Raw genomic sequence first — 23,042 nt, 5'->3', positions numbered from 1 at the left:
GAACAGGCATTTCGACACGAGAAGGGAAAAGCAGGTTCGCTACAGAACCGAAATCAGAATGCGTGAATTCCCGGAGTAACCGCGACCTTCCAAGCTCCTGTTTCCATCGAATCCGGCTCGAATCGATCGCGGAACATCTGATTCGGAAGCGGCTGCGGAAGGGTATTCCCCGCGTTTCTGGTGCGGCTCAGAAATAGAGCCTAGGTCACAAGGGCCAAGTTTTGTTTCGGGTGGATTACCGTGGGTGTCGCGCTTCTTGCCGCTTCTTCGGAGATCACCGGCTCTGCCCAAGTGGCCCAGCACCCGACAGGTATTGAACAACCCGGCATCCAATGTCGCGGCGCACACCCGAACCACGGGGGGCGTTGTTTCGCACGAACAGGCGTTTCGGGAGGGTCCTGAAATTGGGTAAGCGATGCGATCGTTTACGGTGCGGTTCGCTGCTCGAATCGGTCGTGGAAGAGTCGCCGAGGCCCGAAATAGATGTTGTCCATCTGGAGCGTGGCGCCGCCACTCGAGGTGCCTCCGCCGATGAACAATCGCGCGCTCTCGGCGGTCGCGGGGCGTGCGAAGATTGCGCGCCGTCTTTGCCAGTCCGGCGAAAGTACGATGAAGGGGGGCGTCTCGCCCGAGATCGAGGTCGTGCAAGACGAGTCGGAAAACCAGGATACCGACAACACCCCGAATCCATTGCCGGCCCCGGCGCTTTGTCGGATGTCCATCCCCGCCTGAAGTTCATCGAGGCTGGGGGCCGTCACGCACTGGCGCACACCCAGCGGGACGTCCCCGCCCACCTGGAACTGCATCGACCCTGAGAACGGGAGAGCCTGCGCGTCGTCCGGGCTCCAGGTCGGTGTCGCACCGAACGATTGCCATGCGGCGACATTCTCGTCGAATCGACCATTGTCGAGAAGATTGAGTTCGTGATCGGCCCATGCGGGACCGAGGAAGAGCAGGGCAGCGAGCGGCAGCGAACGTTCGGGTTTCATGATGAATCCTTCTGCCTCGGCCTCCGTGTGGAGACGCGATCCGGAATTCGCGGATTATAGAACGGTTTCCGGCGAAGGCAAAAACCGTGGCGCCGGCGACTCTCCCATCAGCAGTAAATGCACGACTGCCGGAAGCAGGGCGCCCCGGCTTCCAATGCCGGCGACCCCGACTTCGACTCTCCTGCGGCGGCGTCCTGACGATCCGCATCGACGCCTCTTCCGAGGTGCCGCCCATGGCTCAGTCCTATCCACTGATCGCCTTCAGCTCCACGAACAACACCACCGCAAGCCATTATGTCGTCGACGACGGCGGGCTGCTTGCGGACCGCACCGTCGAAGTGCGGGTCGAGTCCGGGCAGGTCTGGATTGACATTGGCCCGCTCGACGGGGTGTTCGATGACCGCTTCGAATCACTTCCCTGAGTTGTCCTGCCGCGCATGCCCTGGTGGTGTGGTGTGACAGGACTCCAGAATCACGCCCGGCACCGATTGCCGGGCGTGATTACGGGGTTGACTACTTGAGTCGCTGGACAGCGGCTTCAAATTCATCAATTCTGAATTGGCGACGTAGTTCGCCGATTCTGTCAACGTGATCCACGAGTTCTTCGAGACTGTCGAACGTCGTGGGTCCGGTTTCGTCGTCTCCGTCATCGTTGATCAACAGGCTGACTTCCTGATAGGCCATGTGGGTTGATACGAGGTGGCACGGCACGGTGCTATCCAGCCAGTAGCCCGAAGGGGGATTGTTGGTCATCTGTGTCCAGGCGGTGTAGCACTCGCCATAGGTCAGGTAGGGTCCGACGCTCTGGGTCCAGTACACGAGCGGCCAGGAGCCCATTTCCCGCCATTTGGCCGAGGCAAAATAGCCATTCTGGGTGGCCGTCGGGGCGGCGTGAGCCAGGCTCATGCCAATCAGCGTCAGTGCAACGACACATATTCTTGCAGTACGAATCATTTGCTTCTCCTGGGAAGGTGGTCTGGAGTGTGGTTCGCCAGAATCGGCGACGAGTCCAGACTAGTTCGATGCCGCGGATACGCCTAGCAAAAACTGGGGTTCAAAGAGGGCAATCCCGGTCGTCCCGAAATCATCCCAGGCATCCTATCAATCTGTGTCTCATGGCTTTTCATGAAACGTTCCCGGATGAACCCGGTAGTTCCCGGCCGTGATGGGGTCGAGCGGAGCATCAGAGCGCAATGGCCACGCCGACTTTCATGCACGACGGCATTCCGCACTCGCTTCTTGCAGGTCTCGCGCAAGCCGCAACTGTTCCCTGAGCGCGCTGCATCCACTCTCGGCCTTGTTCGAAGCTCCTGCCTGTATGTCCGTCGACACCGTAGAGAAGCCCGTGCTGGAGGAATCGACGGGAGCAGCTCGCAAGCGTCCAGGTGAGATCAGGCGGTTTATGCTTTCCCTGCGCCGGTTCTCTGCAATACTGTTGTTTGCTCTCCTGAATTTCAGAGCGAGTCGTGAAGATCCCTGACCCCAACGAAAAGTCGGTTGATATATTGCTCTTGCCGGTTTCCGGCCCGGTGGGTTACGGCGAGTTCGCGCGCTGCAAGATGATCGCCCAGGCGAGCCGTGAGCGCTGGCCGGAGCTTTCGGTCAAGCTGGCAGTCAGCCGTGCCGCGCGCTTTGTGGATGATGTCGCGCTCGACATCGCTCCCCTGGCGGCCTCGCCAACCAAGGACCTCGAAGGGGTCGCTGCCTTGCTTGCCGATTTTCGGCCGCGTCTGGTGATCTTCGACAATGGCGGCCGCGCGAGCCAACTGCGCCTGGCCCGTGCATTTGGTTCCACTACGGCCTACATCTCTTCCCGCCCTCGCTCGCGCCGGCGGGCTTTTTCCGTCCGGCGTATGCGAAATCTCGACGAAGCCTGGCTGGTCGGAGACCCCATCTCGCAATCGCGCACGGTGACTTTGCGCGAGCGATTGGCGAGCAGGATCTTTCCTGCCACACGCCACCACTTCATGGGCCCGGTGTTCCCGACACCGCAGGCCGCTCCCAACCCGGCCGCCGAACGGGTCGGCGGCGAATACGCCCTGTTCGTGCCAGGCGGTGGCGCCACCGGCGGCAGCGATGTTGGTGCGTTGTATCTGAACGCAGCCGAACACTACGTGCGCGCAACCGGCCAGGAGGCAGTGGTTATCTGCGGCCCGGGCATCGATGTTCCCCAGCGGGAGCGTGCCGTGCCCGTGATCCCGTTTCTGCCGCCGCAGGCGTTTGCCAATGCACTGGCTGGCTGCACGCTGGCCGTGACCGGCGGCGGCGCTGTGGTCTCTCAGGCCCTGGCGATGGACAAGCCGGTCGTGGCCGCACCATTGGGCGGCAGCGATCAGGGGGCGCGGGTACGGAATCTGGCGGCTGCCGGCGTATTATTGGCGGCCGGCGCTCAAGCCGATGAACTTGCCCAACAGGCGATCCGGCTTCGACGCGACGCCGACCTGGCCGCTGCCTGTGCCAAGGCTCGCCGGGCACTCCAGCTCGAACCGGGATTGCCGCGCGTGCTCGATCGCATCGCCGAATTGCTGGGTTTGCCTTCGTGAGCGTCACCTTCTTCCTGCCGGAGGGCGAGATACCTCCCGATGTCTTGTCGCTGGATGTCGATCGTGACTGGGAGTGGTTCAGGAATGCGCAGCAGGCCTGGATACTGCAGACGTGTCTGCGCCTGCGCGCAGTCGGCGACGATGTCGTGTTAGCCAGCACACTGCCCCAAGCAGGTGTGCTGGTTTTCTATGCCGCGCACAAACACCTGGTGCGGCGACTCTGGACGCCGCAGAGCCGCTGCCTGCTGGTGGCCGTGCGCGGCGATCGCCACGAAGTCGATATCGGCGATGTCGAGATCCTGCAGAATCCCCGTTCCGCCCAACCGCCGCGGCGCATTGCGATGCCGCACTGGCCACAACCGGGGCTGATCGCTCGCGAGCGATCGCGCGGCGCCAGACTGGAGAATGTCGCTTTCAAGGGCGTGCGCAAGAATCTGCATCCAGAGTTGGCCGGCCCCGAATGGGAGGCCTCAGTGCAGGGCCTGGGCCTGAACTGGCAGGGGCCATCGGCGATCGGCGAAGACCAGAAGGCGCCGCGGGAGTGGCGTGATTTCCGAACGGCGGATGCCCTGATTGCGGTGCGGCCGCCGCGCCGAGATGCCTACCCGGGCAAACCGGCGACCAAGCTGATCAACGCATGGCTTGCCGGTGTGCCGGCGATTCTCGGGCCGGAGTCCGCCTACATGGCGTTACGTGAATCCGAACTTGATTTCCTGGTCGCGGCCGACGCTAATCAGGCGCTTGCCGCACTGCGCTTGCTCAAGGGCGATCCGGCCAGATATCGGGCCATGGTCGAAAACGGTCAGCGGCGCGCGCGGGAGTTCGATGTCGCGGCAACCACCCGGCGCTGGCAGCGCCTGCTGTTCGAGGAGCTGTTGCCGCAAGCCACGACCCTGCAGCGCCGGCTATCGCCACGCTGGCGAAGGGCCGTCGGCCTCTGTCGCCGCCTGGTCGGCGCCCGCGCCGGGCGCTGATCGTTGTCGCTTTGAATCGCTTTATGCCGAAGGCGCTAATCATACGAATCGGACGGCTGGGGGACACGGTGCTGACCACCGCTGCAGTCGATGTGATCAGGCGCCACCTGGGCGAGGACGCGCAGATCGACTATGCCGCCTCCGAAGGCAGTTCCGCTGCAATGCTGAGCCTGGACCAGCGCATTCGCCACGTCTACCCGGTCAGGCATCGTCGCCTGCCGTGGCCGATGAGTCCGGGCGCGCGTGCGCTGCGCCGCGCTTCCCGGGCAGCCCCTTACGACCTGGTCGTCAATCTCGAGTTGGGGGGCGACTGCGATCATTATGTGCAATTTGTTAGGCACAAGCGTTGGCTGGGCCCACCACACCAGTTCATCGCGCGCAGCCGCGACGAGCACCGGGTGGACGCCGAGAAAAAGGTCTACGCGACAGTGGCCGAATCGGACGTCTTGCGTGAAGCGGCGCCGCGCTTGAAGCTGCCTGAACTGCCCGTCATTGAAGATTTACCCGTCGGCCAGCCCTACGTTGTAGTCAATCCCACCTTCAGTGGAGTGAGCCGTCGCGGTTACCGCGGTCACCGCGCCTGGCCGCTTGAACATTGGGCCACGTTGATCCGGCGCGTGCATCAGGAGTTGAACCTGGTCTGCGCGGTCAACGCCATGGGCAGTGAAACTGGGCTCGTCGCCGATCTGCTCAGGCTGCCCGGAGCGATCTCCATGGCCGGCGCCAGCCTGGAGGAGTTGCTGGGTACCGTGGCTGGCGCACGCGCAGTGGTTTCTGTGGATACCGGCACCATGCACCTGGCTGCGGCGCTGAACCGCCCGGTGATTGCGCTGTTCGGGCCCTCGCTGCCGCGTGTGATGGGGCCCTATCCGCCTGCCGGGAGAGACCATCTCGTGCTGGCCACCGATCTGTCGTGCCAGCCTTGCTTCGGTACGGCCCATCAGAAGTCCTGTCCCGTGAATCGATGCATGCAGCAACTGCTGCCTGAACGTGTATTCGGGGCGCTGCAGCGGCAACTGCAATCGACGGTGTGAGCAATGCGCCGGGAAGAACTGGGTACGGAAAACCAGGACACGGCGAATTCGTGTCAATCCCCGAAGCTGTCGCGGAACAGGATGATGCCTTCGAGCCAGGCGCGCTGCGCCAGGCCGGGCAGCGAGAGTTCGTTGGCGCGCCCGGTCAGCCACAATTGGCCGACCGGGCTGATTGCGGCAGCGAAGAACTGCGAACCGTCGGCGAGCTCGACGTCGGGAACGGTGGCCCAGTCTTCGCCGTCGTAACGCAGCAGATAGGCCTCCAGCGGCCCATCGTCAGGGAAGGCAGCCCCGGCGGCGTAGATTTCCGACGCCGAGCGCGCCGTGACGGTGTGCAGGATGACGTTGCGGTCCGGCTCATCCGGGACGGCGACCCGCGACCACTGCGCACCGTCCCAGTGGAGCACGACGGCAACATCGCGGGTCGTCGTTCCTTCGACCAGGGTTTCGACCCCGACCGCCCAGACGTTATCGGAGGCAAGCGCCAGAATGTCCGAGATGTCCGCTATCCCGCTGTCGAACAACGGCCAGATATCGGACCACTGCCACTGCGAGCCGTTCCAGTGTCCGAGCAAGGGACCGTCCGGGCCTTCGCCGGTCTGCTCGACGCGGCCGCCGATCCAGACGTCGTCGTCGGAGGCCCCGGCCACCGTCCTGGCGAAATAGCGGGCTAGCTCCTGATCCTGAATGCCGTCGTACAGTGGCGGAACAAATGCCTGCCATTGATCGCCGTCGAGTCGGGTCGCAAAAAATCGAGCGATGGGCATGTCGGGGCCGCTCGGGCCGGCGCCCACAAAGCTGCCGACCGCCCAGGCGGTATCACCGGTGCGCGCAACATCGTCGAACGCTCCGCTACCGTTGCCGCTGCCGGCGATTTCGTCCGGTACTTCCAGAACTTGCCAGTCGGTGCCGTTCCAGCGCATGGATTGCGGGACCGACACGTTGGCGTCGAGCTTGTCGTGTGCCCCCACGGCGATCGCGTCATCGGGACCGAGCGCGGCAATCGATCGCAGGCTGTGGTCCCTGTCGTCCACGGCTTCGGCCGGTTGGGGCACCGGGGTCACGACCCACTCCAGGCCGTCCCAGCGAGCGATGAAATTGCGGAACGAGTACGGAGATTCCGCCAGCGACGAGTGGCCTGCTACCCAGACACCATTGTTGAAGTCGGAGTCCGCGCCGAACAGGCGAACGGCGTTGCCGGCAAACGGCTCCAGCGACCAGTCGAGCGACTGCTGCGCCTGCGCAGCCCCCGCTGCGACCAGCAGGGCCGTCAGCAGCGGCGTGATAATCGAACGGCGGGAAAAAACTGACCGGCCTTGCGCATTTTCGGGCCGGGCCGTTGATACAAGCATCATGTGATCCATTCATTCGTCACCGATCCCATCATGCCATATCGTCATATGACCGGCGGCTGCGGCAACTGCGCAGAACCCCCGGGGGCGGATGGCTCGGCGCGGTGCTCCGATGCGTTGAACCCGTGTCGCCGAGTTGGCATACAGTGGCACGAGCCGTTGACGGAAGAGGAGTCGAGACAGCTCGGACAGGTCGAGGCGCAGGGGCGTATCCGAATTTCGTCGGCTGGGTCGGAAATGACCGGGGTTCGGAGTTCGTCGTATCGTTCTACGAGCGTGCGGAGGAGCAGGTTTCGCTGGCCGGCGATGTGGTCTTTTCGGCTGACGGATCGGCTGAACTGGCGCTCGAGGCCGACCGATCGCTGACGGATCGCGAAGTCTCCATGCTCAACGCGCGCATGGCCGCTCTTGGGGCGGGGAGGACGAACTGCTCCGACCGCTTCAATATGGTTGTCATGCCTTCGGAGTCCGGCGAAGGAGCTGGATGATCCGCGGCGACGACATCTCGTTCATCGAAATGTAAAGGCCCCGGCAGCTTCCACCGCCGGGGCCCTGGTTCTCAGCCTCGAGGCTGGTGCTTAGCTGGCCTTCTTGGCCGCCTGACGCTCCTTGGCCGCCTCGATCACCTTCTCGGCAACCTGTTGCGGGCACGGCATGTAGTGGGAGAACTCCATGGAGAACTGCCCACGACCCGAGGTGATGGTACGCAGGTGGCCGATGTAGCCGAACATCTCCGACAGCGGCGCTTCGGCCTTGACGCGGATGCCGGTCGGCACGGGTTCCTGCTCCTTGATCATCGCGCGGCGACGGTTCAGGTCACCGATGACGTCGCCCACGTTGTCTTCCGGCGTGAACACGTCGACCTTCATGAACGGCTCGATCAGCTGCGGGCCGGCCTTGGTCATTGACTGGCGGTAGGCGCCCTTGGCAGCCAGTTCGAAGGCCACGGCCGAGGAGTCGACCGAGTGGTAGGCGCCGTCGAATAGCTCGATCTCGACGTCCAGTACTGGGAAGCCGGCCAGCGGGCCTTCGTCCATCATCAGGGCGAAGCCCTTCTCGATGGCCGGGAAGAACTCCTTCGGCACGTTGCCGCCCACGACGCTGGATTCGAACTTGAAGCCCGAACCCGGCTCACCCGGCTTGATTCGGTAGTCGATCTTGCCGAACTGACCGGAACCACCCGACTGCTTCTTGTGGGTGTAGCTGTCTTCGATTTCCTTGGTGATCGTTTCACGGTAGGCCACCTGCGGTTCGCCCACCTCGAGTTCCACACCGTAAGTGCGCTTGAGGATGTCGACCTTGATGTCGAGGTGCAGCTCGCCCATGCCCTTGAGGATGGTCTCGCCGGAATCCTCGTCGGTCTCGACGCGGAAGGACGGATCCTCGGCAATCATCTTGCCGATGGCAACGCCCATCTTCTCGCTGCCGGCCTTGTCCTTCGGCGCCACGGCGATCGAGATCACGGGATCCGGGAACACCATGGCTTCCAGGGTGCAGGGATGGTCCTTCGAGCAAAGGGTGTGGCCCGTCTGCACGTTCTTCAGGCCCACGCAGGCGAAGATGTCGCCGGCATGCGCGTAGTCGATCTCGTTACGGTCATTGGCGTGCATTTCCACCATGCGGCCCACGCGCTCGGTCTTGCCGGTCGCGGAGTTCAGGATGGTGTCGCCCTTGTTGATCTTGCCGGAGTAGACGCGCACGAAGGTCAGGGCGCCGAAGCGGTCGTCCATGATCTTGAACGCCAGCGCCCGGAACGGCTCTTCGGTGGACACGATCGCGTGCTCGCCGGTGGGGTTGCCTTCTTCGTCGGTCAGGTCCTGCGGCTCCACTTCGGTGGGGCTCGGCAGGTAGTCGACGACGGCATCCAGGACCAGCTGAACGCCCTTGTTCTTGAACGCCGAACCGCAATAGGTCGGGAAGAACTGCAGCGTACGGGTGCCTTCGCGGATGCAGCGCTTGATGTCCTCGATGGAGGGCTCTTCGCCGTCCATGTAGGCCATCATCAGGTCGTCGTCCATCTCGACCGCGGTTTCGATGAGCTCCTGGCGGTAGGCTTCCACGTCGTCGGCCATGTCGGCGGGAACATCGGTGATCTCGTAGTTCTCGGGCAGGCCGGTATCGTCCCAGATGTAGGCCTTGCGGGTGAGCAGGTCGACCACGCCCGAAAACTCGCTCTCGGTACCGATCGGCAGCACCATCACCAGCGGATTGGCGGCCAGCACGTTCTTGATCTGCTTGACGACGCGGTAGAAGTCGGCACCGATGCGGTCGAGCTTGTTGACGAAGATGATGCGCGCGACTTCGGAATCATTGGCATAGCGCCAGTTGGTCTCCGACTGGGGCTCCACGCCACCGGAGCCGCAGAACACGCCCACGCCGCCGTCGAGCACTTTCAGGGAGCGATAGACTTCAACGGTGAAGTCCACGTGTCCGGGCGTGTCGATGATGTTCAGGCGGTGGTCCTTCCAGAAACAGGTGGTCGCAGCCGACTGAATCGTGATGCCGCGCTCCTGTTCCTGGTCCATGAAATCGGTGGTGGCCGTGCCGTCATGCGTATCACCGATCTTGTGGGTCTTGCCGGTCAGCTTCAGGATGCGCTCGGTCGTGGTGGTTTTGCCCGCGTCTACGTGCGCGAAAATGCCGATATTTCGGTAGTGAGAAAGATCACTCATGATTCAATACTTGCCAGTGGTGGGTTAGTGGAAAAGCTGCCGTGCGCTGGAAAGCTGCCCGATACCGCCTTGCCGAAGGCGATATGGGGGCACATTCGCCCCGCTTAAACCTGAATACGCACAAAACGGCGCTCACCGCTGGGGGCGCCGTGGGGGGGAAGCTATTTTGCACGCGCTTTATACACGAAACTGAGCCAAAAGACAAATATTTTCCGCGCTCGCTCGGATTTTTTTCCGACGGCTGGCGGCGAGGAATCGGAGAGAAAAGAAAAAGGCAATTAAAACCAGGGGCTTGCAAAGATTCGGCGCGATGGGCTTTGAAAAAGCCCACGCATCCCGGGAGTCGCGGACTGTCGTGCGGCCGATCGGGGGCAGAGCAATCCGGCCCGGCCGGGAAATCCCGGGCCGAATTCAACGGCCCGGGGTGTCTGGTGTTACGCCATCAGTGGCTTCTCGTGAACCCGAAAGCTGAATCAGGCGGCAGAGCGCCGCAGCACGATGGTCCCGATGATCAACAGGACGAGGGTCATGAGCAAGGCGCTGAGCGTGCCCAGGGTGGGAACGGGGAGCGCAGGTTCAGGCGTTTCCGCCTGGCAGGTCACCAGGTCAGGATCGAAGATGACCTGATCGTCGGTCAGACTGAAGTCCGTGGAATTGCGACCGGCGACGAAATAGGCATCGTCCCCGGCTGCGTTCTCGATGCCTTGAGTGTGGCTGCCGCCATCGCTGACGCAGGATTCGCAGTGAATCTCGATGATATTGGTGCATTCCTGGAGCTTGATCTGCCAGGTGCTGGGTGTCTTCGGTGGTCCGTTCCAGGGGTAGATCTGGTCGAATTCGATGATCAGACTTCTAGCGCCAACGATGTTTCCTTCGAGCGAATAACTGACGGTGCCGCCTTCCGGTGGATCATAGTCCTCATAGAAGGCAGCGATCATGTTGTTCGGTTGGCCTGAATTCGGAATGAGCTGACCTGAACAACAGCCGTTCGAGGTGTTTTCGAAGGCGATGAAACCGTTACTGGAAATCCAGAATTCGGAGTATGTCGTACCGAAAAAGTTGAAGTCGAAGCCGATGTTGAATGGGCCCGCTGTCTGATCGTCGGCCAATGAGACCGCCGTCGGCGCAGTAAGCGGCGTCAGATCTGCGGTGTCCTGGGTGATCGTGTAGGGCTGCGCCAGCGTGGAGCTGGCCATGAAAAGGCTCGAAAAAGCCAGGATAGGCCCGGCAAGCAGCGTGAATAGTCGTGACATTTTCCCTCCCTTGTGAAATGTTTCGCAATGGGCCCGTCCGGACCGCGCGACTTAGTGTATCTCGTCGATCGACTCCGGGAAACTACAGCCTCAGGGATTTTTTCGAGCCTTGGAGTAGACACGAGAGAATCAGCGGTAAGCGAGGAGATGCAGGAACTTCTCAGGGCTGGTCGGGAAGGTTCCAGATATCGACTCGATCGAGTGCGATGTAGGGCACGGCGATCCGCCCCCCGGATTCGTCCAGGCCGATGTCCGCCGGGCGACCGGGGGTGCGGATGAGAATTTCTGCCTCAACATCGCAAACGAACCAGATGGCCTGGTCTTCCTGGGAAGCGATCAACAGGCCGCTGTGCCAGGGTTCGATTCCGTCCATGTTGCCGCCGGCCGGCAGGGCGTCTTTTCAGTGTTCAACGCCCTCCGGGGCCTCCCGGCAGGGGGCATGGTTGCCGATGTATTCGACCACGAGGCAGCCAAGGCCCTCGGCGCGTTTCGGTGTCCGGGTTATGCCTGCTTCTCCTTGTCGTGGGTGTCGTCGTGGGCGTCGGGTTGCAGGCGTGCCGTGCCTCAAGACCCGGGTGTGAGCTTCAGCAGTCGCCCCCGGCTCTCACCGCGCTCATCCTCGAGCAGCCAGATGCTGCCGTCCGGTGCTTCGGCGATGCTGCGGATCCGTGCGCCCATGTCGTACCGTTCGACCTCGCTGGCGTTTTCGCCGTCGAATCGGATGCGCACGATCGCCTGCGACGACAGTCCGGCCGCGAAGGCGTCGCCGCGCCAGTCCTCGAAGAGATCGCCTTCGTAGATCATGAGGTCGCCGGGAGAGATGACCGGCGTCCAGGTGATCACCGGCGCGGTGAACTCCGGACGGGTGTCGTGATCGGGCATCTCGCGCCCGTCGTAGTGGTCGCCGTTGGAGACCACCGGGTAGCCGTAGTTTTCGCCCCGCAATATCCGATTCAGCTCGTCGCCGCCGGCCGGGCCCATTTCGATCACCCACAGCTGCCCGTCGGCATCGAAGGCCATCCCGAGGGGATTGCGGTGGCCCAGGGTCCAGATCTCGTCGTAGGGTCCGACGCCGTCGACCAGGGGTTCTTCTTCGATGTAGTTCACGAAGGGATTGTCTGCCGGAATCGAACCGTCTTCATTGAGGCGCAGGATTTTTCCCATGTTGCTCTGCATGTCCTGCGCCGGCGTGAACTTCTGCCGGTCGCCCGACGAGATCCACAGATAGCCTTCGTCGTCGAAGGCCAGGCGATGGCCGTAGTGGCCATCGTCGAGTACCTTCGGGTACTGGCGCCAGATGACTTGCGCGTCGGAGAGCCGGCCGCCGCGCTCGCCGAGATCGAGTACGGCGCGCATGACCGCCGCACCCCGGGTGTCGCCGACGCCGCTCTCGGCGTAGCTCAGGTAGATGACGCCGTTGTCGGCATAGTCCGGGTGCAGGATCACGTCGCCCAGGCCGCCCTGGCCGCGGTAGTCGACGTCCGGCAGGCCTTCGATCGGACCCGACTGGGTCCCTTCCTGGGTGACCACCCGGAGATTGCCCTTCTTTTCGGTGACCAGCATCCGGCCGTCCGGCAGGAAGGTGAGCGTCCAGGGCTCGTCGAAGGAGGTGACGGGCTCCACCGAGAACGGCCGCTCGTCCTGGGCCTGGACGGTGAAGGCGAGCAGGAGTGCGAACAGTGCGGGCAGTGCGGATCGTTTGTGCATGGGGAGCCTGTCCTTGGTGGATGAATGTCCCACTCTAGCGGATCGGTGTGCACATGGAAAAAAGGCGGAAAACCTCATCCACGGATTGCGCGTAGTTCCAAGGCCCGTATTGGTTCTGAGGGTCGACCCAACCAATGGCACTGTCGGAGCCTGCGGCGTGGCGTTATTGTCGGACTCCCTGTTCATCGTAGTGAGAAAACCATGAAAGTGACGAAAAGGCAGAGACTTTGCGCGTTCGGCGTAGTGCTTGCATTCGGATTGACCGGGGCCGTCGCCCAGGCCGGTTCGGACGACGCGCTTCGTGACGAGATCCTGGCCAGGGATTCGGAGATGTTTACCGCTTTCAATGAGCGGGATGTGGCGGCCATGGGGGAGTTCTTCTCTGCCGATCTGGAGTTCTATCACGACAAGACGGGATTGACGGGCCGGGAGTACTCTCTCAACTCTCTCCGTTCGCTCGCGGAATCCGGCAGCGACCTGACCCGCGAGTTGCTCTCGACCGAGGTGTATCCCGTTCCGGAATTCGGCGCGATACAGACCGGGGAACACCGGTTCTGTCACACGGAAGGCGGCGAGCAGGACTGCGGGGTGTTCAAGTTCACCCACATCTGGCGGCAGGACGACCAGGGATGGAAAATCACTCGCGTGATCAGCTACGACCACTGAAGGACCGACGCGATGGCTGCAGCCCCTGGTTTTCGGTTAGCATGCTCGTAGAGCAGACAGTCGTCTTCACAACCCGTCATGACAGCCGTCCGGAGCGCGCAGCCGGGACCCAGCCAAGCCGCGACGGCTGGTAAGGATCCGCTTCCGCTACGCGCCAGGCCGATTCAGGTCCCTTCGGTAACTTACCCTCGCGACCGGGGCGTTGCGGCAGCGGCGGGGCGGTTTCCACGTCCATGACATCAGTCCACCGCGGTCGGTCCGACTGCGCAGCAGAGAGTTTCGCCAATGCATTTCAAGAACGTCGTCGTCCAGTCAGTGGCGGCCGTGGATCCGCCGATCAGCCTGAGTTCGAAGGAGATATCGCAGCGCCTCAAGCCCACCATGGATCGCCTGGGCGTTCGGGAAGACCTGCTGGAGGAAATTTCGGGCATCAAGTCCCGGAAGCTGTGGAAAGAGGGCACCCGGGTGTCCGATGCCGCCACGCTGGCGGCGGAGAAGGCCATCGAGGAAAGCGGCGTCGACCGATCGCGCATCGGTCTGGTCGTCAGCACCTCCGTGTCGCGCGATTTTCTCGAGCCTTCCACGGCCTGTGTCGTCCACTCCAACCTGGGCCTGGCGTCCGACTGCCTGAACTACGACGTGGCCAACGCCTGCCTGGGCTTTCTCAATGCCATGGACATCGCGGCGGGCATGCTCGAGCGCGAAGAGCTGGATTACGCCCTCATCGTCGATGGCGAATCCAGCAGGCAGCTCATCGACGCGACCTGCGAACGACTGCTGGGTCCCTCTGTGGATCAGCAGCAGTTCCGCGCCGAGTTCGCTTCCCTGACCCTCGGTTCGGGCGCTGCTGCCATGGTCATGTCGCGCGCCGACCTGGAACCGCAGGCTCACGGTTATCGGGGTAGCGTGACCCGCGCGGCGACCGCGTTCAATGAGCTCTGCCGGGGCGATATGGACCGCATGTTCACGGACACGCGCAGCCTGATGAGCGCGGGCCTGGAGCTTGCGACGAAGACCTTCGAGGCGGCCCGTTCCGCGTTCGGTTGGGATGCCAGCGAGTTGGATCAGTTCATCATTCACCAGGTCAGCAAGGTGCACACCGAGTCCCTGGTCCAGGTGCTGGGGCTCGATCCCGAAAAAGTCCATGTGATCTACCCGGAGATGGGGAATGTCGGCCCGGCTTCGGCGCCTATTGCGCTGGCCAAGGCGGCAGAAGAAGGGAAGCTCGGCAAGGGCGATCGGGTGGCCCTCCTGGGTATCGGTTCGGGGCTGAACTGCTCGATGGCCGAGGTGGTCTGGTAGCGGCCCATCGCCGGGAGAGAGAAGCAGGCTTGATTCCCGGTTGATTATTCCGGTGGCCGTGTCGTTGGGCGCCGGGAGGAGTCGCTCGGTCCCCGGCGCCTGGGAACAGCACCGGAATGCCATGTGCGAATGGTGTGGCCCGCCCACGCGGGCGGGCGCAGCATCAGTCGCAACCGTGTTAGTCCTGCGCTTCCATGGGCGAGGACTGGCAATCGATGATCTCGGCAGTTCGGCGGTTGGCGCTGGACAGGCCGTAGAAGACGATCGCGCCCCAGTCGTCATGATCGTGCAGGTTCGAGATCGTCGAGAAACACGCGTTATTGCCGTTGGGATTGATATCGGCCGTTACGCCGGTCTGGATCTGGCCGTCTTCGTTCCAGTCGATGGGCACATCGCCACAGATACCGGCATTTTCGTCCAGATTGCTTTCGTCCAGCGTAATGTAGGCGCCGCTGGAGTAATCCAGTACGCCGTCGCCGGCGACGGTGCAATTATCATCCACGCCTGGGAACTGATACCGGTAGTTCATGACCGAGTTGTAGTTGGGTTTGTAGTTACAGCTCACATTGCCACCGTGGAGCAAGCCGAGGTTGTGGCCCAACTCGTGCACGATGGTGTTGGAGATATACGTCACATTGTCGTAGTACTCGTACAGGGAAACGATCATGTCGTCGCCGATCAGTTCCGCCTGGCCTGAGCTGTTGCTATCGGTGTTGTATCGGTGCGGTAGAAGAACATAGTGAAAATATCCCCGGCGGTTGGTGGCAAAGTGATTGGACTTGTAGTCCTGGAACTCTGAATCAAGGACGCCTCCGACCAGTACCCCGTCGGAGTCGTCGATGAGGTTGCCTCCGGTAAAGACGCCGCCCTGGCCAAAATCCTGAATGACCACGATGCCCGTTGACCCGTCAGGGTTGGTGACCGGTGCTGCAGCAAATGCGGCCGCGACCTGATCGATCATTGCCTGGGTTGGTCGGTGCGCGTGGAGAGGCACGTCCAGGTCGTCTTCAAACCAGTCGTATTCGAGGAGGATGTTCTTCACCAGGGGATCGGCTCCCAGCGCGGGCAAGTCCAGTCCGTCCAGCGTACCCAGCACCTCATCGCCGTCGTTGATGGAATCGCCGTCGGTGTCGGCCAGAAACGGATCGGTGCCCAGTGCCCGCTCCAGACAGGCATCCAGGCGATCATTGTCCACATCGAGGCCCACCTCGCAGGGGTCGAATCCATCCTGGTAGATGATTCCCGTCGATCCGGCAGCGAAAGCGAGCCATGGGGTAAGCACAAAGGCGGCTAGTGCGAGACCGGATGCCAGAGATCGGTGTGATGCATTCATGAACAGTTCCAGAAGTGATTGAGGTACAGCAAAAGAGGCAGGCGGACGGTAGTCGAATGCCGGATAGTGTGTCGAAGGTCGGGCGAACGGGATGTCAAGCGTCTCATTGTGGAGCTCGCTCGCGAGGCGGGCAAGCCGAGTCCTTGGCATTTTGTGTCAGTGTGATGACCGGATGTTGCAATCCGCGCCTCAAAGCGCTCTCGCGCTTGAGTCTCCAGCATTCATGATCGTATCGTCGGCCGCCTCAATCTTTCCAGAAAGGGAGCAACGGAATGTTCAGGAACTGGATGCTGAAGGGGCTGCCGGCAATGCTGCTCACGGGTCTGCTGGCCGCGAATGCCGCTGCGCAGACGCTGACCTTCGATGCGCTGTCCACAGGCCAGCTCGCCGAGGGAGTCGTCAATAGCGAGGCCGGCTTCGAGTTCGAGAATATCAGTGGTGGCGCCTGGGGTATCGATGCGCAGGGCAACCCCGACCAGGCCCTTTGGGTCGGCTGGCAGGTCGCCATCGCGGTTGGTGACGAGTTCTCGATTCGCCGGGCCGACGGGGAACCGTTCTTCTTCGTCAGCGTGGACCACCGTTCCTCGGGTGCTGAAAGTGACGCCGTCGACCTGATCGGGTTGAACGGGGGTGCCGAGGTCGGTTCGGTCACCGGCTTGAGCCGGAGCGATCTGACCTGGCAGACCCTGGAACCCGGCTTCGGAGGGCCGATCGACGAGCTTCGCATCGTTGGTGCATCGGTCGGCAGCGCGGCGCTGGTGCTCGACAATTTCGTGTTTCGTCCAGCCACTGATGAGGTGTTCGGCGACCGGTTTGAAACACCCTGACTCGTAGTGCGCTTAATCACGCGTCCGGTAATCGCCCAGGTCGTCTGGTTCGGGCGCGTCGTTCAATCTCGCCAGCCGCTCTTTCTCCTCTTCGCGGGCGGCATCGATGATGGCCATTACCTCGTCCAGGTCCACGTCTTGCGTGGAGGGCTGGTAGATGCCCGTCAGCGATGTGTCGGCGTCCAGGGCGCCGCCGGCATAGCGTGACCACATTTCCTTGCCGTACTCGGATTCGAGCAGCTCCGGCTCGAAGCGTCCGAAGAAATGCCGCATTCGGTCCACGTCGCGCACGAGCATCATTGCCGCGCTGTTGTTGGCCGCGGCGTTGACCGCCTGGGGCAGGTCGATGATCACCGGTCCGCCGGCGTCAAGCAGCACGTTGAATTCCGACAGGTCACCGTGAATGAGTCCCGCTGCGAGCATCCTGACGATCTGGGTGATGATCAGGTCGTGATATTCGCGAGCTTCTTCGGCACTGAAGCTCAGTGCATCGAGCCTCGGTGCGACATCGCCTTGCGAATCGACGATCAGCTCCATCAGCAGCACGCCGTCGACGAAGCCGAAAGGTCGGGGAACGCGTACGCCGGCGGCCGACAGGTGATAGAGGGCGTCGACCTCGGCGCTGAGCCAGGCCTTTTCCTGTTCTTTCTGGCCGTACCGGGTGCGCTTGCTCATCGCCCGCGCCCGTCGGCTGTTGCGGACATTGCGGCCTTCCTGGTACTGGGCGGCCTGCTTGAAGCCGCGCAGGTTCGCTTCCTTGAAGACCTTGGCACAGCGCTTCTCGTTCCCGCAGCGCACGACAAAGACATCTGCCTCCTTGCCGCTCTTGAGCGGGCGCAGGACTTCGTCGATCAGGCCGTCTTCGGCCAGGGGTATCAAGCGAGCGGGTATCTTCATGGGCGGCGATTATGCCACTCATCGTGGGGTTTCGCCGGTGGCTCGGTTCAGTGCTCCGTCGACGGGCTGGTGCCCGGACGGTTCCGATCACTCGGAAACTCCGCTAAGGGGAGTGTTACCAGGGACCTGGCGGCTCCCATGGCTTCCAAGGCTCATGCGCAGCCTTTCGGTGGATGCCGCCAGACTCCTTCGTCGTGATTATCGTCCGTGAGTTACTGGCAAGGTTGTTCGACGCCTTTCCTAGCGGGATGAGGGCTTGCCTGCCAGTACGTTGTTGATGCTTTCGACCTTGTACGTGCCCGATCTCTTCGCTGCCTTGTCGGCGCGCTTTTCCTTGAGCGTCTTGATGGGCTTTTTCTTACCTTCCCGGTTCTGGGTGTCTCTGCCTTTGGTCATGGTTGTCTCCACGAGGTGCTGACCCCCCGGGATGAGCGGCCATGGCACCTTGAATTGTTAGACCGCTTGAAAGGGAAATGATTCGTTCGCCGGGCCCTGTTTCCTGCAAATCATGGGTGCGTGAATCTGTCGCTGAGATCCTCCTCCAGGTTCGCTCTCGCCGGCGATAGCGAGCCATACGTCGCGAGTTCTGTACCGTCTGGCCGGGTTTGGCCAGCGCCGCATAGCGTGCCGGTACTTGGGGTGCTAGGCTCGTTACCAACAACAACACGAACCGGCAAGGCGGGGCATCGGGAGTTTCATGCTGCAGCCGTCATTGCATCATGAGGGATTCCCGTGCGCACAATACCGTTTTTGGCCAAAGTGGCCGTCATTCCTACTATCGCCTTTCTAGTTGGTGGTCTCAGTGCCGGTGAAGTTCATGCCCAGGGCGTCGATCTGGTGGTCAACATCACCGGTGACCAGCCCGCCTACATGTCCCAGGACATGCAGTCGTTCACGGTGACCGTTTCCAACAACGGCCCGGATACCGCGACCAATGTTGAATTGGTTATCGAACATCCGATTGCCGACGCGCCGTTCGAAGACAGCGCCACCTGCCTGGCCGTGCCCGGTGCCAACCCGAACGGGCCGGCCGTGTGTCCGCCGGGCTCGGGCACTGCCCCTTCGGGGGCATTCGTGCGCAGCGGTCAGACTTTCAGCGTGACCTTGCCCGCGATTCCCGCCCTCAGCCAGGCGCAGATCGACTTTCAGACGCAGGTGCACTGTCCTTCACCGAATGTCGGTGAACCCGCCTGTTTCGGCGTTCCGACCGGTAATTTCCTCGTTTCCGCCGATGTCACGTCGGCCGAAACCGAAAGCAATGGCGTGACCAACTCCAGCACGACCAACGTCTTCCTCTTTCCGCCGGATGTACAGTTCGCCGTCGATATCGTCGAGGCGCCGACTACGGCAACGCCCGGATCGATGGTCGAATACGAATTCGAGCTCTACAGCTTCGGCCTGCAGCCTTCTGATCTATTGAATCTTGGTGTCGAGATCCGGGGCGAGGCCGGTACCATGTCGCCGCTGAGCGTTTCGAATCATCCCTTCGGTGCCAATGGTTCGACGCTGCCCAACACGGAGCTGTTGAGCATTGACTGTGTATCCGCTTCGCTCGGCAGCTATCCGCTGTCCTCGATTTTTCCGGCCTCGCCGGCGCCCTGGCAGACCTGCCCGACAACCGGGTTGATTCCGGTGCCGACGCCCACGAGTCCAGATAACAGCTCGCCGGTTTCAGGGTTCCCCACCGGTGATTTTCTGGCCAACCTGCCAGGCACGCTCGACGGCCCACCCGGCGGTGGCGTAATGCGTTTCCGGGCCGAGGTGCTCGTCGGCGATCCGGTCTGCGTCAATGCGCCGGAATCCGGTGTGCGCGACCTGGTCTTCGAGTTCAGCGTCCAGGGTCTTCAGGGTACGGATGTCGTGCCGCCGGGCCCGGCCGACAATACGGCGACGGTGACTACCGAAGTGCCCGGCACTTGCGAAGTGGCCGATATCGAATTCACGACCGAGTCGGTTCCGGCCACCCTGGCGCTGGACGGTAACGGCGAGGCCAGCTGGGTGCAAGAGGTCACGGTGACCAATCAGAGCACCGGGCCCTCGGCCGGGACGGCCACCGACGTGGCCTTCGAGTTCGAGCACCACAGCCTGGCATTCGCCCACAGCTTCGGAACGCTTGGCTGCAGTTCTTCGCCGAGCGGGCTTTGTCCTTCGGCCGCGGCGCTCAACAGCGGTATCGTATCGACGAGCAACAGCCACTTTCGTTTTGCATCGCTGATTGATTCACTGCCACCGGGCGCGTCGGTCACCGTTTCCCTGCCGGTCGATATTTCGCGCACGACCTGCTGGGGCAGCAATACCGCCGAGATCGATCTTCGCGGCCAGGCGTCGCCCTCGCCGGCGGTGTACGATCCGATCTACAGTGCGGTCACGCCACCGGAGCCACCACCGTTCGCAACGGGCGCCAGCTCCTTTTTCGGCAACAACGGGCTGCAGACCGTGACACCGGTCACCGGGCTGGACGTTTGCCCGGGCGGTTCACCCCAGTCGTTCATCGAGGTCGAGAAATCCGGTCCGTTTGCCAGTGCTGCCGACGCCGCGGCGGGCACGCCGTTGATCGGCCAGGCGCCGGTCGACTTCATCAGCGACGGCACCGAAGTGTTCTACAAGATCGTGGTGAGCAATCCGAATACGGTCAATGCCGTTCCACTCGGTGATCTCAACGATTTCAACTTCAATCTGCCCGGCCTGGCCGGTTCGCCGCCGAGCGGGTTCGTCCACAGCGGCAGCGACCTGTCGGACTGGGGGATTACCTGTACGCCCGTTCCGGCCGGCGCGGACTGCCACGATCTGGCCAGCACTTTCACGACGACGGGCTACACGAACTCGTTCACGCTCAGCTACGATCCGGGCCTGCACGGCGGTGACAGCGAGGTGCCGCTGGCGCCGGAGGGCAGCCTGACCTACATCGTGCCGTTCACCATGCCGGTCCACCTCGACCGCTGCCACGACCCCGAACTGACCAGCAACAACGTCACGGCGAGCTACGTCAACGCCGCCGGCAACCTGGTTTCGACACCGCAAAGCATCGTCGATCAATACATCGGCATGCCGCCGTGCACGTCGGGTGCCCTGGAAATCGAGAAAGCCATCCTGCCGCCGGCCAGTGGCACCAGTATTCCAGTCAGCGGCGAGATCAGCTGGAGCGTCACGCTGACCAACGCATCGACTACCGAAACCCTGGATATCCCGCGTTTCGTCGATGAGACCTTCGCCTTCGGAGTGAATGCTTCGATCACCAGCGTCGATTGCACGGTCCTTTCCGGCGGCGCCCAGTGTCCGCCCACGCCGGTCATTCCGGGGACGCAGACGCCGGCTTCGGGGCCGACTTCGCCGCTTTCCAATCCGCTGCACATCGACCACGAGTGGGGCGCGGTGGGTAACGATACCTTCCCGCCCGGGGGCAGCATCGAGTTCGTGATCACCGCTCAACTGGCCAACCCGACCAGCATGTTCGGTTGCGTCTTCAACCAGGCGAAGTTCAATGCTCCGAACGACCCCAACGGTTGGATACCGGCGGAAGATTCTGCCACCAGCTGTCCGCCGCCGGCGCCGGAGTTGAGCATCCAGAAGACCGTCTCGCCCCAGATTGCCGAGCCGGGCGATACCGTGACCTACACGGTAACCGTGGTCAATATCGGTTCGGCTTCCGCCGACGGCGCCGTCCTGGTCGACCCCTTGCCGCCCGCGCTGCTGCCCGCCAACCCCGGCGGTTACATCAACGTGAGTTGCACCGACATCAGCGCTTCCGCCTTCATTCCCAATCCGCAGGGCACGGCCGTGTGCCCGCCGATCACCAGTGACCCGACGGGGCTTCAGGCCACGATAGCCACCCTTGGACCCAACACCGCGCTGGAGTTCACCTACCAGGCCGTCATGCCGGCGTCCGTGGTTTCGGTTGACAATCAGGCGACGGTAACGGCGCCGTCCCCCGGTGGATTGAGTTTCGGTGCCGGTACGGCCCAGTCGCAGCAGAATGTCCAGGTCCAGAGCGGGACCACCGGCGAGCCGCCCATCGGGCCGCCCGGCGGCGCTGCGCCGGTTCCCACACTGAGCCCGTGGGCGGTGGTTTTGCTGGCGCTTGTGATGCTCATGGTGGCGAGTTGCGCCAACAGATTGTGGGTGTGGAGGTGATGCCGGAGGGATGTTCGAGACACGCGCGGGTTCCAGCACTGCAGATTCCTCTCGAGTGATCAAGCAGGCGCCCGAAGCGCGACATCTTCGAAGACGTCCGTCATCGATCTCTGGCGCCGATCGGCGGCGTCAAGGGTTAGCGCTTTCAATGCAGCGAGGGCCATCAGGCCAAGACATCCCTGCGCATGTGTCCGTGTCGAGCGCTCCATCGCCCGCTACAAATCTCTGAGATGTGCTGACGAGAAAATTGGGAGAAAATGAGGCTTGGGTGCGGACGAGCCGTGCAGAAACGAGCCACGGGCTGCCCCGACTGTGACAGACTGTTTGCCAGCCTGGGCGCCGAAAGGGACATCGAATGGCCGGAGCAAGCCTACTCAGCCTTCTCGACGACATCGCCACCTTGCTCGACGACGTCTCCGTGATGACCAAGGTTGCCGCCAAGAAGACCGCGACCCTGGTGGCCGACGACCTGGCGGTCAACGCCGATCAGGTCACCGGTATTTCCGCCAAGCGCGAGCTCGGCGTCATCTGGGCGGTCGCCAAGGGCGCAGCCCTCAACAAGGTCATCCTCATCCCGGCCGCGCTTCTGATCAGCGCGTTCATCCCGTGGGCGATTGTTCCCTTGCTGATGCTCGGTGGTTCCTTCCTCTGCTATGAGGGCGCCCATAAGGTCCATGAGAAGCTCTTTCACAGGGAAAGCGACAAGCGGGAGAAGGAAGAGCTGAAGAGGGCGTTTCGGGATCCCAAGGTCGACCTGGTGGCCTTCGAGAAGAAGAAGATCAAGGGGGCCATTCGCACGGACTTCATCCTCTCGGCCGAGATCATCGTCATCGCGCTGGGCGCGGTGGCCACTGCAACCCTGGGCGTGCAACTCGGCGTGCTGATCGCCATCGGCGCGTTGGTTGTCGTGGCCGTTTACGGCCTGGTTGCCGGCATCGTCAAGATCGACGACCTGGGCGTGAAGCTGTCGGAGCATGGCGGCACGGTCGGCCGCTTCGGAGAGTGGCTCATCGACGCCTCGCCGCTGGTGATGAAAGGCCTCGGGATCGTGGGCACGATCGCGATGTTCCTGGTCGGCGGCGGCATCTTCTCGCACAACATTCCTGTCATCGAGCACATCTTCAAGGGCTGGGCGGCACTGACCGGTCCGATCGAGACAGTCACGCTGCTGTTGCTCGACGGCTTTCTCGGTGTGGTGATCGGCGCTATCATCCTGGCGGTCTTGTCACTCGGGGCCATGCTCATAGGCCGGAACAAGCAGTCGGAGGCCGAACACTGAACGATTCGGTTAGACTGATCCACTCGCTTGCTGATCTTTGCGCGCTCAGCGCGGCTTGCGCAATGCTCTTGCGGCGCGCCTTC

20 protein-coding genes are annotated in these 23,042 nt (G+C 62.6%); 10 read left to right on the top strand and 10 right to left on the bottom strand.

Features of this window, described 5'->3' with window-relative positions; translation table 11 throughout:
• Positions 1-425: 425 nt before the first annotated feature.
• On the bottom strand, positions 426-989 hold the full coding sequence (locus DZC52_RS03720; protein ID WP_116649779.1) for a hypothetical protein: 564 nt from the start codon (positions 987-989) through the stop codon (positions 426-428).
• A 233-nt stretch (positions 990-1,222) separates the two neighbouring features.
• Between DZC52_RS03720 and DZC52_RS03715 the strand changes: the two genes are divergently transcribed.
• Positions 1,223-1,411: a hypothetical protein gene (locus DZC52_RS03715; protein WP_116649778.1), complete on the top strand. Its 189-nt coding sequence runs from the start codon at positions 1,223-1,225 to the stop codon at positions 1,409-1,411.
• Positions 1,412-1,502: 91 nt separating this feature from the next.
• Here the strand turns inward: DZC52_RS03715 and DZC52_RS03710 are convergent, their stop codons facing one another.
• The gene (locus DZC52_RS03710; RefSeq protein ID WP_147307596.1) at positions 1,503-1,943 is read right to left on the bottom strand and encodes a hypothetical protein; all 441 of its coding nucleotides are present in this window, start codon (positions 1,941-1,943) and stop codon (positions 1,503-1,505) included.
• A 512-nt stretch (positions 1,944-2,455) separates the two neighbouring features.
• On the opposite strand from DZC52_RS03710, the gene DZC52_RS03705 reads away from it, so the two are divergent.
• Genes DZC52_RS03705 through DZC52_RS03695 form a run of 3 tightly spaced genes read left to right on the top strand, consistent with a single transcriptional unit; the run spans position 2,456 to position 5,540 of the window.
• Positions 2,456-3,532 (top strand): hypothetical protein, encoded by a 1,077-nt coding sequence (locus DZC52_RS03705; protein ID WP_116649776.1) that lies wholly within the window; start codon positions 2,456-2,458, stop codon positions 3,530-3,532.
• Positions 3,529-4,506 carry a glycosyltransferase family protein gene (locus DZC52_RS03700; RefSeq protein WP_116649775.1) on the top strand — a complete coding sequence of 326 codons (978 nt, stop codon included), beginning with the start codon at positions 3,529-3,531 and terminating at the stop codon, positions 4,504-4,506. Before DZC52_RS03705 ends, DZC52_RS03700 begins: the two co-directional genes overlap by 4 nt.
• An 11-nt stretch (positions 4,507-4,517) precedes the next feature.
• Positions 4,518-5,540 (top strand): glycosyltransferase family 9 protein, encoded by a 1,023-nt coding sequence (locus tag DZC52_RS03695; RefSeq protein ID WP_181918758.1) that lies wholly within the window; start codon positions 4,518-4,520, stop codon positions 5,538-5,540.
• A gap of 53 nt (positions 5,541-5,593) precedes the next feature.
• On the opposite strand, the gene DZC52_RS03690 is transcribed toward DZC52_RS03695, so the two are convergent.
• Complete coding sequence (locus DZC52_RS03690; protein WP_147307595.1) at positions 5,594-6,895, bottom strand: hypothetical protein; 1,302 nt, start codon at positions 6,893-6,895, stop codon at positions 5,594-5,596.
• A 143-nt stretch (positions 6,896-7,038) separates the two neighbouring features.
• Here DZC52_RS03690 and DZC52_RS03685 point away from each other — a divergent pair, with 143 nt between their 5' ends.
• Positions 7,039-7,380 (top strand): hypothetical protein, encoded by a 342-nt coding sequence (locus DZC52_RS03685; protein ID WP_116649772.1) that lies wholly within the window; start codon positions 7,039-7,041, stop codon positions 7,378-7,380.
• A gap of 90 nt (positions 7,381-7,470) precedes the next feature.
• Here DZC52_RS03685 and fusA read toward each other — a convergent pair whose 3' ends face one another.
• The 4 genes from fusA to DZC52_RS03665 form a co-directional block, all read right to left on the bottom strand.
• Positions 7,471-9,564, bottom strand: coding sequence for an elongation factor G (fusA, locus tag DZC52_RS03680; RefSeq protein WP_116649771.1), 2,094 nt, complete (start codon positions 9,562-9,564; stop codon positions 7,471-7,473).
• Positions 9,565-10,037: 473 nt separating this feature from the next.
• Entirely contained in the window at positions 10,038-10,760 is a 723-nt protein-coding gene (locus DZC52_RS03675; protein WP_147307594.1) for a hypothetical protein, read from the bottom strand.
• A 217-nt stretch (positions 10,761-10,977) separates the two neighbouring features.
• Entirely contained in the window at positions 10,978-11,190 is a 213-nt protein-coding gene (locus DZC52_RS03670; RefSeq protein ID WP_116649769.1) for a hypothetical protein, read from the bottom strand.
• A 191-nt stretch (positions 11,191-11,381) separates the two neighbouring features.
• Positions 11,382-12,524 carry a PQQ-dependent sugar dehydrogenase gene (locus DZC52_RS03665; protein WP_116649768.1) on the bottom strand — a complete coding sequence of 381 codons (1,143 nt, stop codon included), beginning with the start codon at positions 12,522-12,524 and terminating at the stop codon, positions 11,382-11,384.
• Positions 12,525-12,725: 201 nt separating this feature from the next.
• Between DZC52_RS03665 and DZC52_RS03660 the strand changes: the two genes are divergently transcribed.
• Both DZC52_RS03660 and DZC52_RS03655 read left to right on the top strand, forming a co-directional pair.
• Positions 12,726-13,190, top strand: a complete 465-nt coding sequence (locus DZC52_RS03660) for a nuclear transport factor 2 family protein (RefSeq protein WP_181918757.1) — start codon at positions 12,726-12,728, stop codon at positions 13,188-13,190.
• A 285-nt stretch (positions 13,191-13,475) separates the two neighbouring features.
• On the top strand, positions 13,476-14,492 hold the full coding sequence (locus DZC52_RS03655; RefSeq protein WP_116649766.1) for a 3-oxoacyl-ACP synthase III: 1,017 nt from the start codon (positions 13,476-13,478) through the stop codon (positions 14,490-14,492).
• Positions 14,493-14,670: 178 nt separating this feature from the next.
• On the opposite strand, the gene DZC52_RS03650 is transcribed toward DZC52_RS03655, so the two are convergent.
• Positions 14,671-15,825 carry a zinc metalloprotease gene (locus tag DZC52_RS03650; protein WP_181918756.1) on the bottom strand — a complete coding sequence of 385 codons (1,155 nt, stop codon included), beginning with the start codon at positions 15,823-15,825 and terminating at the stop codon, positions 14,671-14,673.
• A gap of 272 nt (positions 15,826-16,097) precedes the next feature.
• Between DZC52_RS03650 and DZC52_RS03645 the strand changes: the two genes are divergently transcribed.
• Complete coding sequence (locus tag DZC52_RS03645) at positions 16,098-16,652, top strand: hypothetical protein (RefSeq protein ID WP_116649764.1); 555 nt, start codon at positions 16,098-16,100, stop codon at positions 16,650-16,652.
• Between the two features lie 12 nt (positions 16,653-16,664).
• Here DZC52_RS03645 and DZC52_RS03640 read toward each other — a convergent pair whose 3' ends face one another.
• Together DZC52_RS03640 and DZC52_RS15460 are read right to left on the bottom strand one after the other, a co-directional pair.
• Positions 16,665-17,549, bottom strand: a complete 885-nt coding sequence (locus DZC52_RS03640; protein ID WP_116649763.1) for a PA4780 family RIO1-like protein kinase — start codon at positions 17,547-17,549, stop codon at positions 16,665-16,667.
• Positions 17,550-17,789: 240 nt separating this feature from the next.
• Entirely contained in the window at positions 17,790-17,945 is a 156-nt protein-coding gene (locus DZC52_RS15460) for a hypothetical protein (RefSeq protein WP_181918755.1), read from the bottom strand.
• 363 nt (positions 17,946-18,308) lie between these two features.
• Between DZC52_RS15460 and DZC52_RS03630 the strand changes: the two genes are divergently transcribed.
• Together DZC52_RS03630 and DZC52_RS03625 are read left to right on the top strand one after the other, a co-directional pair.
• Positions 18,309-21,680 carry a hypothetical protein gene (locus tag DZC52_RS03630; RefSeq protein WP_245960752.1) on the top strand — a complete coding sequence of 1,124 codons (3,372 nt, stop codon included), beginning with the start codon at positions 18,309-18,311 and terminating at the stop codon, positions 21,678-21,680.
• Between the two features lie 355 nt (positions 21,681-22,035).
• Complete coding sequence (locus DZC52_RS03625; protein ID WP_116649760.1) at positions 22,036-22,959, top strand: DUF808 domain-containing protein; 924 nt, start codon at positions 22,036-22,038, stop codon at positions 22,957-22,959.
• Positions 22,960-23,042: the final 83 nt, after the last annotated feature.

It is taken from the genome of Wenzhouxiangella sediminis (assembly GCF_003410055.1).
Taxonomy (GTDB): Bacteria; Pseudomonadota; Gammaproteobacteria; order Xanthomonadales; family Wenzhouxiangellaceae; genus Wenzhouxiangella; species Wenzhouxiangella sediminis.
Note: the sequence above shows the minus strand (reverse complement) of the source record. Positions and strands in the feature narration are given on the sequence as shown.

Excerpts from the sequence above, each read along its gene's own strand:
- DZC52_RS03720 (WP_116649779.1), bottom strand. The coding sequence starts at position 989 with ATGAAACCCGAACGTTCGCTGCCGCTCGCTGCCCTGCTCTTCCTCGGT.
- DZC52_RS03715 (WP_116649778.1), top strand. The coding sequence starts at position 1,223 with ATGGCTCAGTCCTATCCACTGATCGCCTTCAGCTCCACGAACAACACC.
- DZC52_RS03710 (WP_147307596.1), bottom strand. The coding sequence starts at position 1,943 with ATGATTCGTACTGCAAGAATATGTGTCGTTGCACTGACGCTGATTGGC.
- DZC52_RS03690 (WP_147307595.1), bottom strand. The coding sequence starts at position 6,895 with ATGATGCTTGTATCAACGGCCCGGCCCGAAAATGCGCAAGGCCGGTCA.
- fusA (WP_116649771.1), bottom strand. The coding sequence starts at position 9,564 with ATGAGTGATCTTTCTCACTACCGAAATATCGGCATTTTCGCGCACGTA.
- DZC52_RS03675 (WP_147307594.1), bottom strand. The coding sequence starts at position 10,760 with ATGGCCAGCTCCACGCTGGCGCAGCCCTACACGATCACCCAGGACACC.
- DZC52_RS03670 (WP_116649769.1), bottom strand. The coding sequence starts at position 11,190 with ATGGACGGAATCGAACCCTGGCACAGCGGCCTGTTGATCGCTTCCCAG.
- DZC52_RS03665 (WP_116649768.1), bottom strand. The coding sequence starts at position 12,524 with ATGCACAAACGATCCGCACTGCCCGCACTGTTCGCACTCCTGCTCGCC.
- DZC52_RS03660 (WP_181918757.1), top strand. The coding sequence starts at position 12,726 with ATGAAAGTGACGAAAAGGCAGAGACTTTGCGCGTTCGGCGTAGTGCTT.
- DZC52_RS03655 (WP_116649766.1), top strand. The coding sequence starts at position 13,476 with ATGCATTTCAAGAACGTCGTCGTCCAGTCAGTGGCGGCCGTGGATCCG.
- DZC52_RS03650 (WP_181918756.1), bottom strand. The coding sequence starts at position 15,825 with ATGAATGCATCACACCGATCTCTGGCATCCGGTCTCGCACTAGCCGCC.
- DZC52_RS03645 (WP_116649764.1), top strand. The coding sequence starts at position 16,098 with ATGTTCAGGAACTGGATGCTGAAGGGGCTGCCGGCAATGCTGCTCACG.
- DZC52_RS03640 (WP_116649763.1), bottom strand. The coding sequence starts at position 17,549 with ATGAAGATACCCGCTCGCTTGATACCCCTGGCCGAAGACGGCCTGATC.
- DZC52_RS15460 (WP_181918755.1), bottom strand. The coding sequence starts at position 17,945 with ATGACCAAAGGCAGAGACACCCAGAACCGGGAAGGTAAGAAAAAGCCC.
- DZC52_RS03625 (WP_116649760.1), top strand. The coding sequence starts at position 22,036 with ATGGCCGGAGCAAGCCTACTCAGCCTTCTCGACGACATCGCCACCTTG.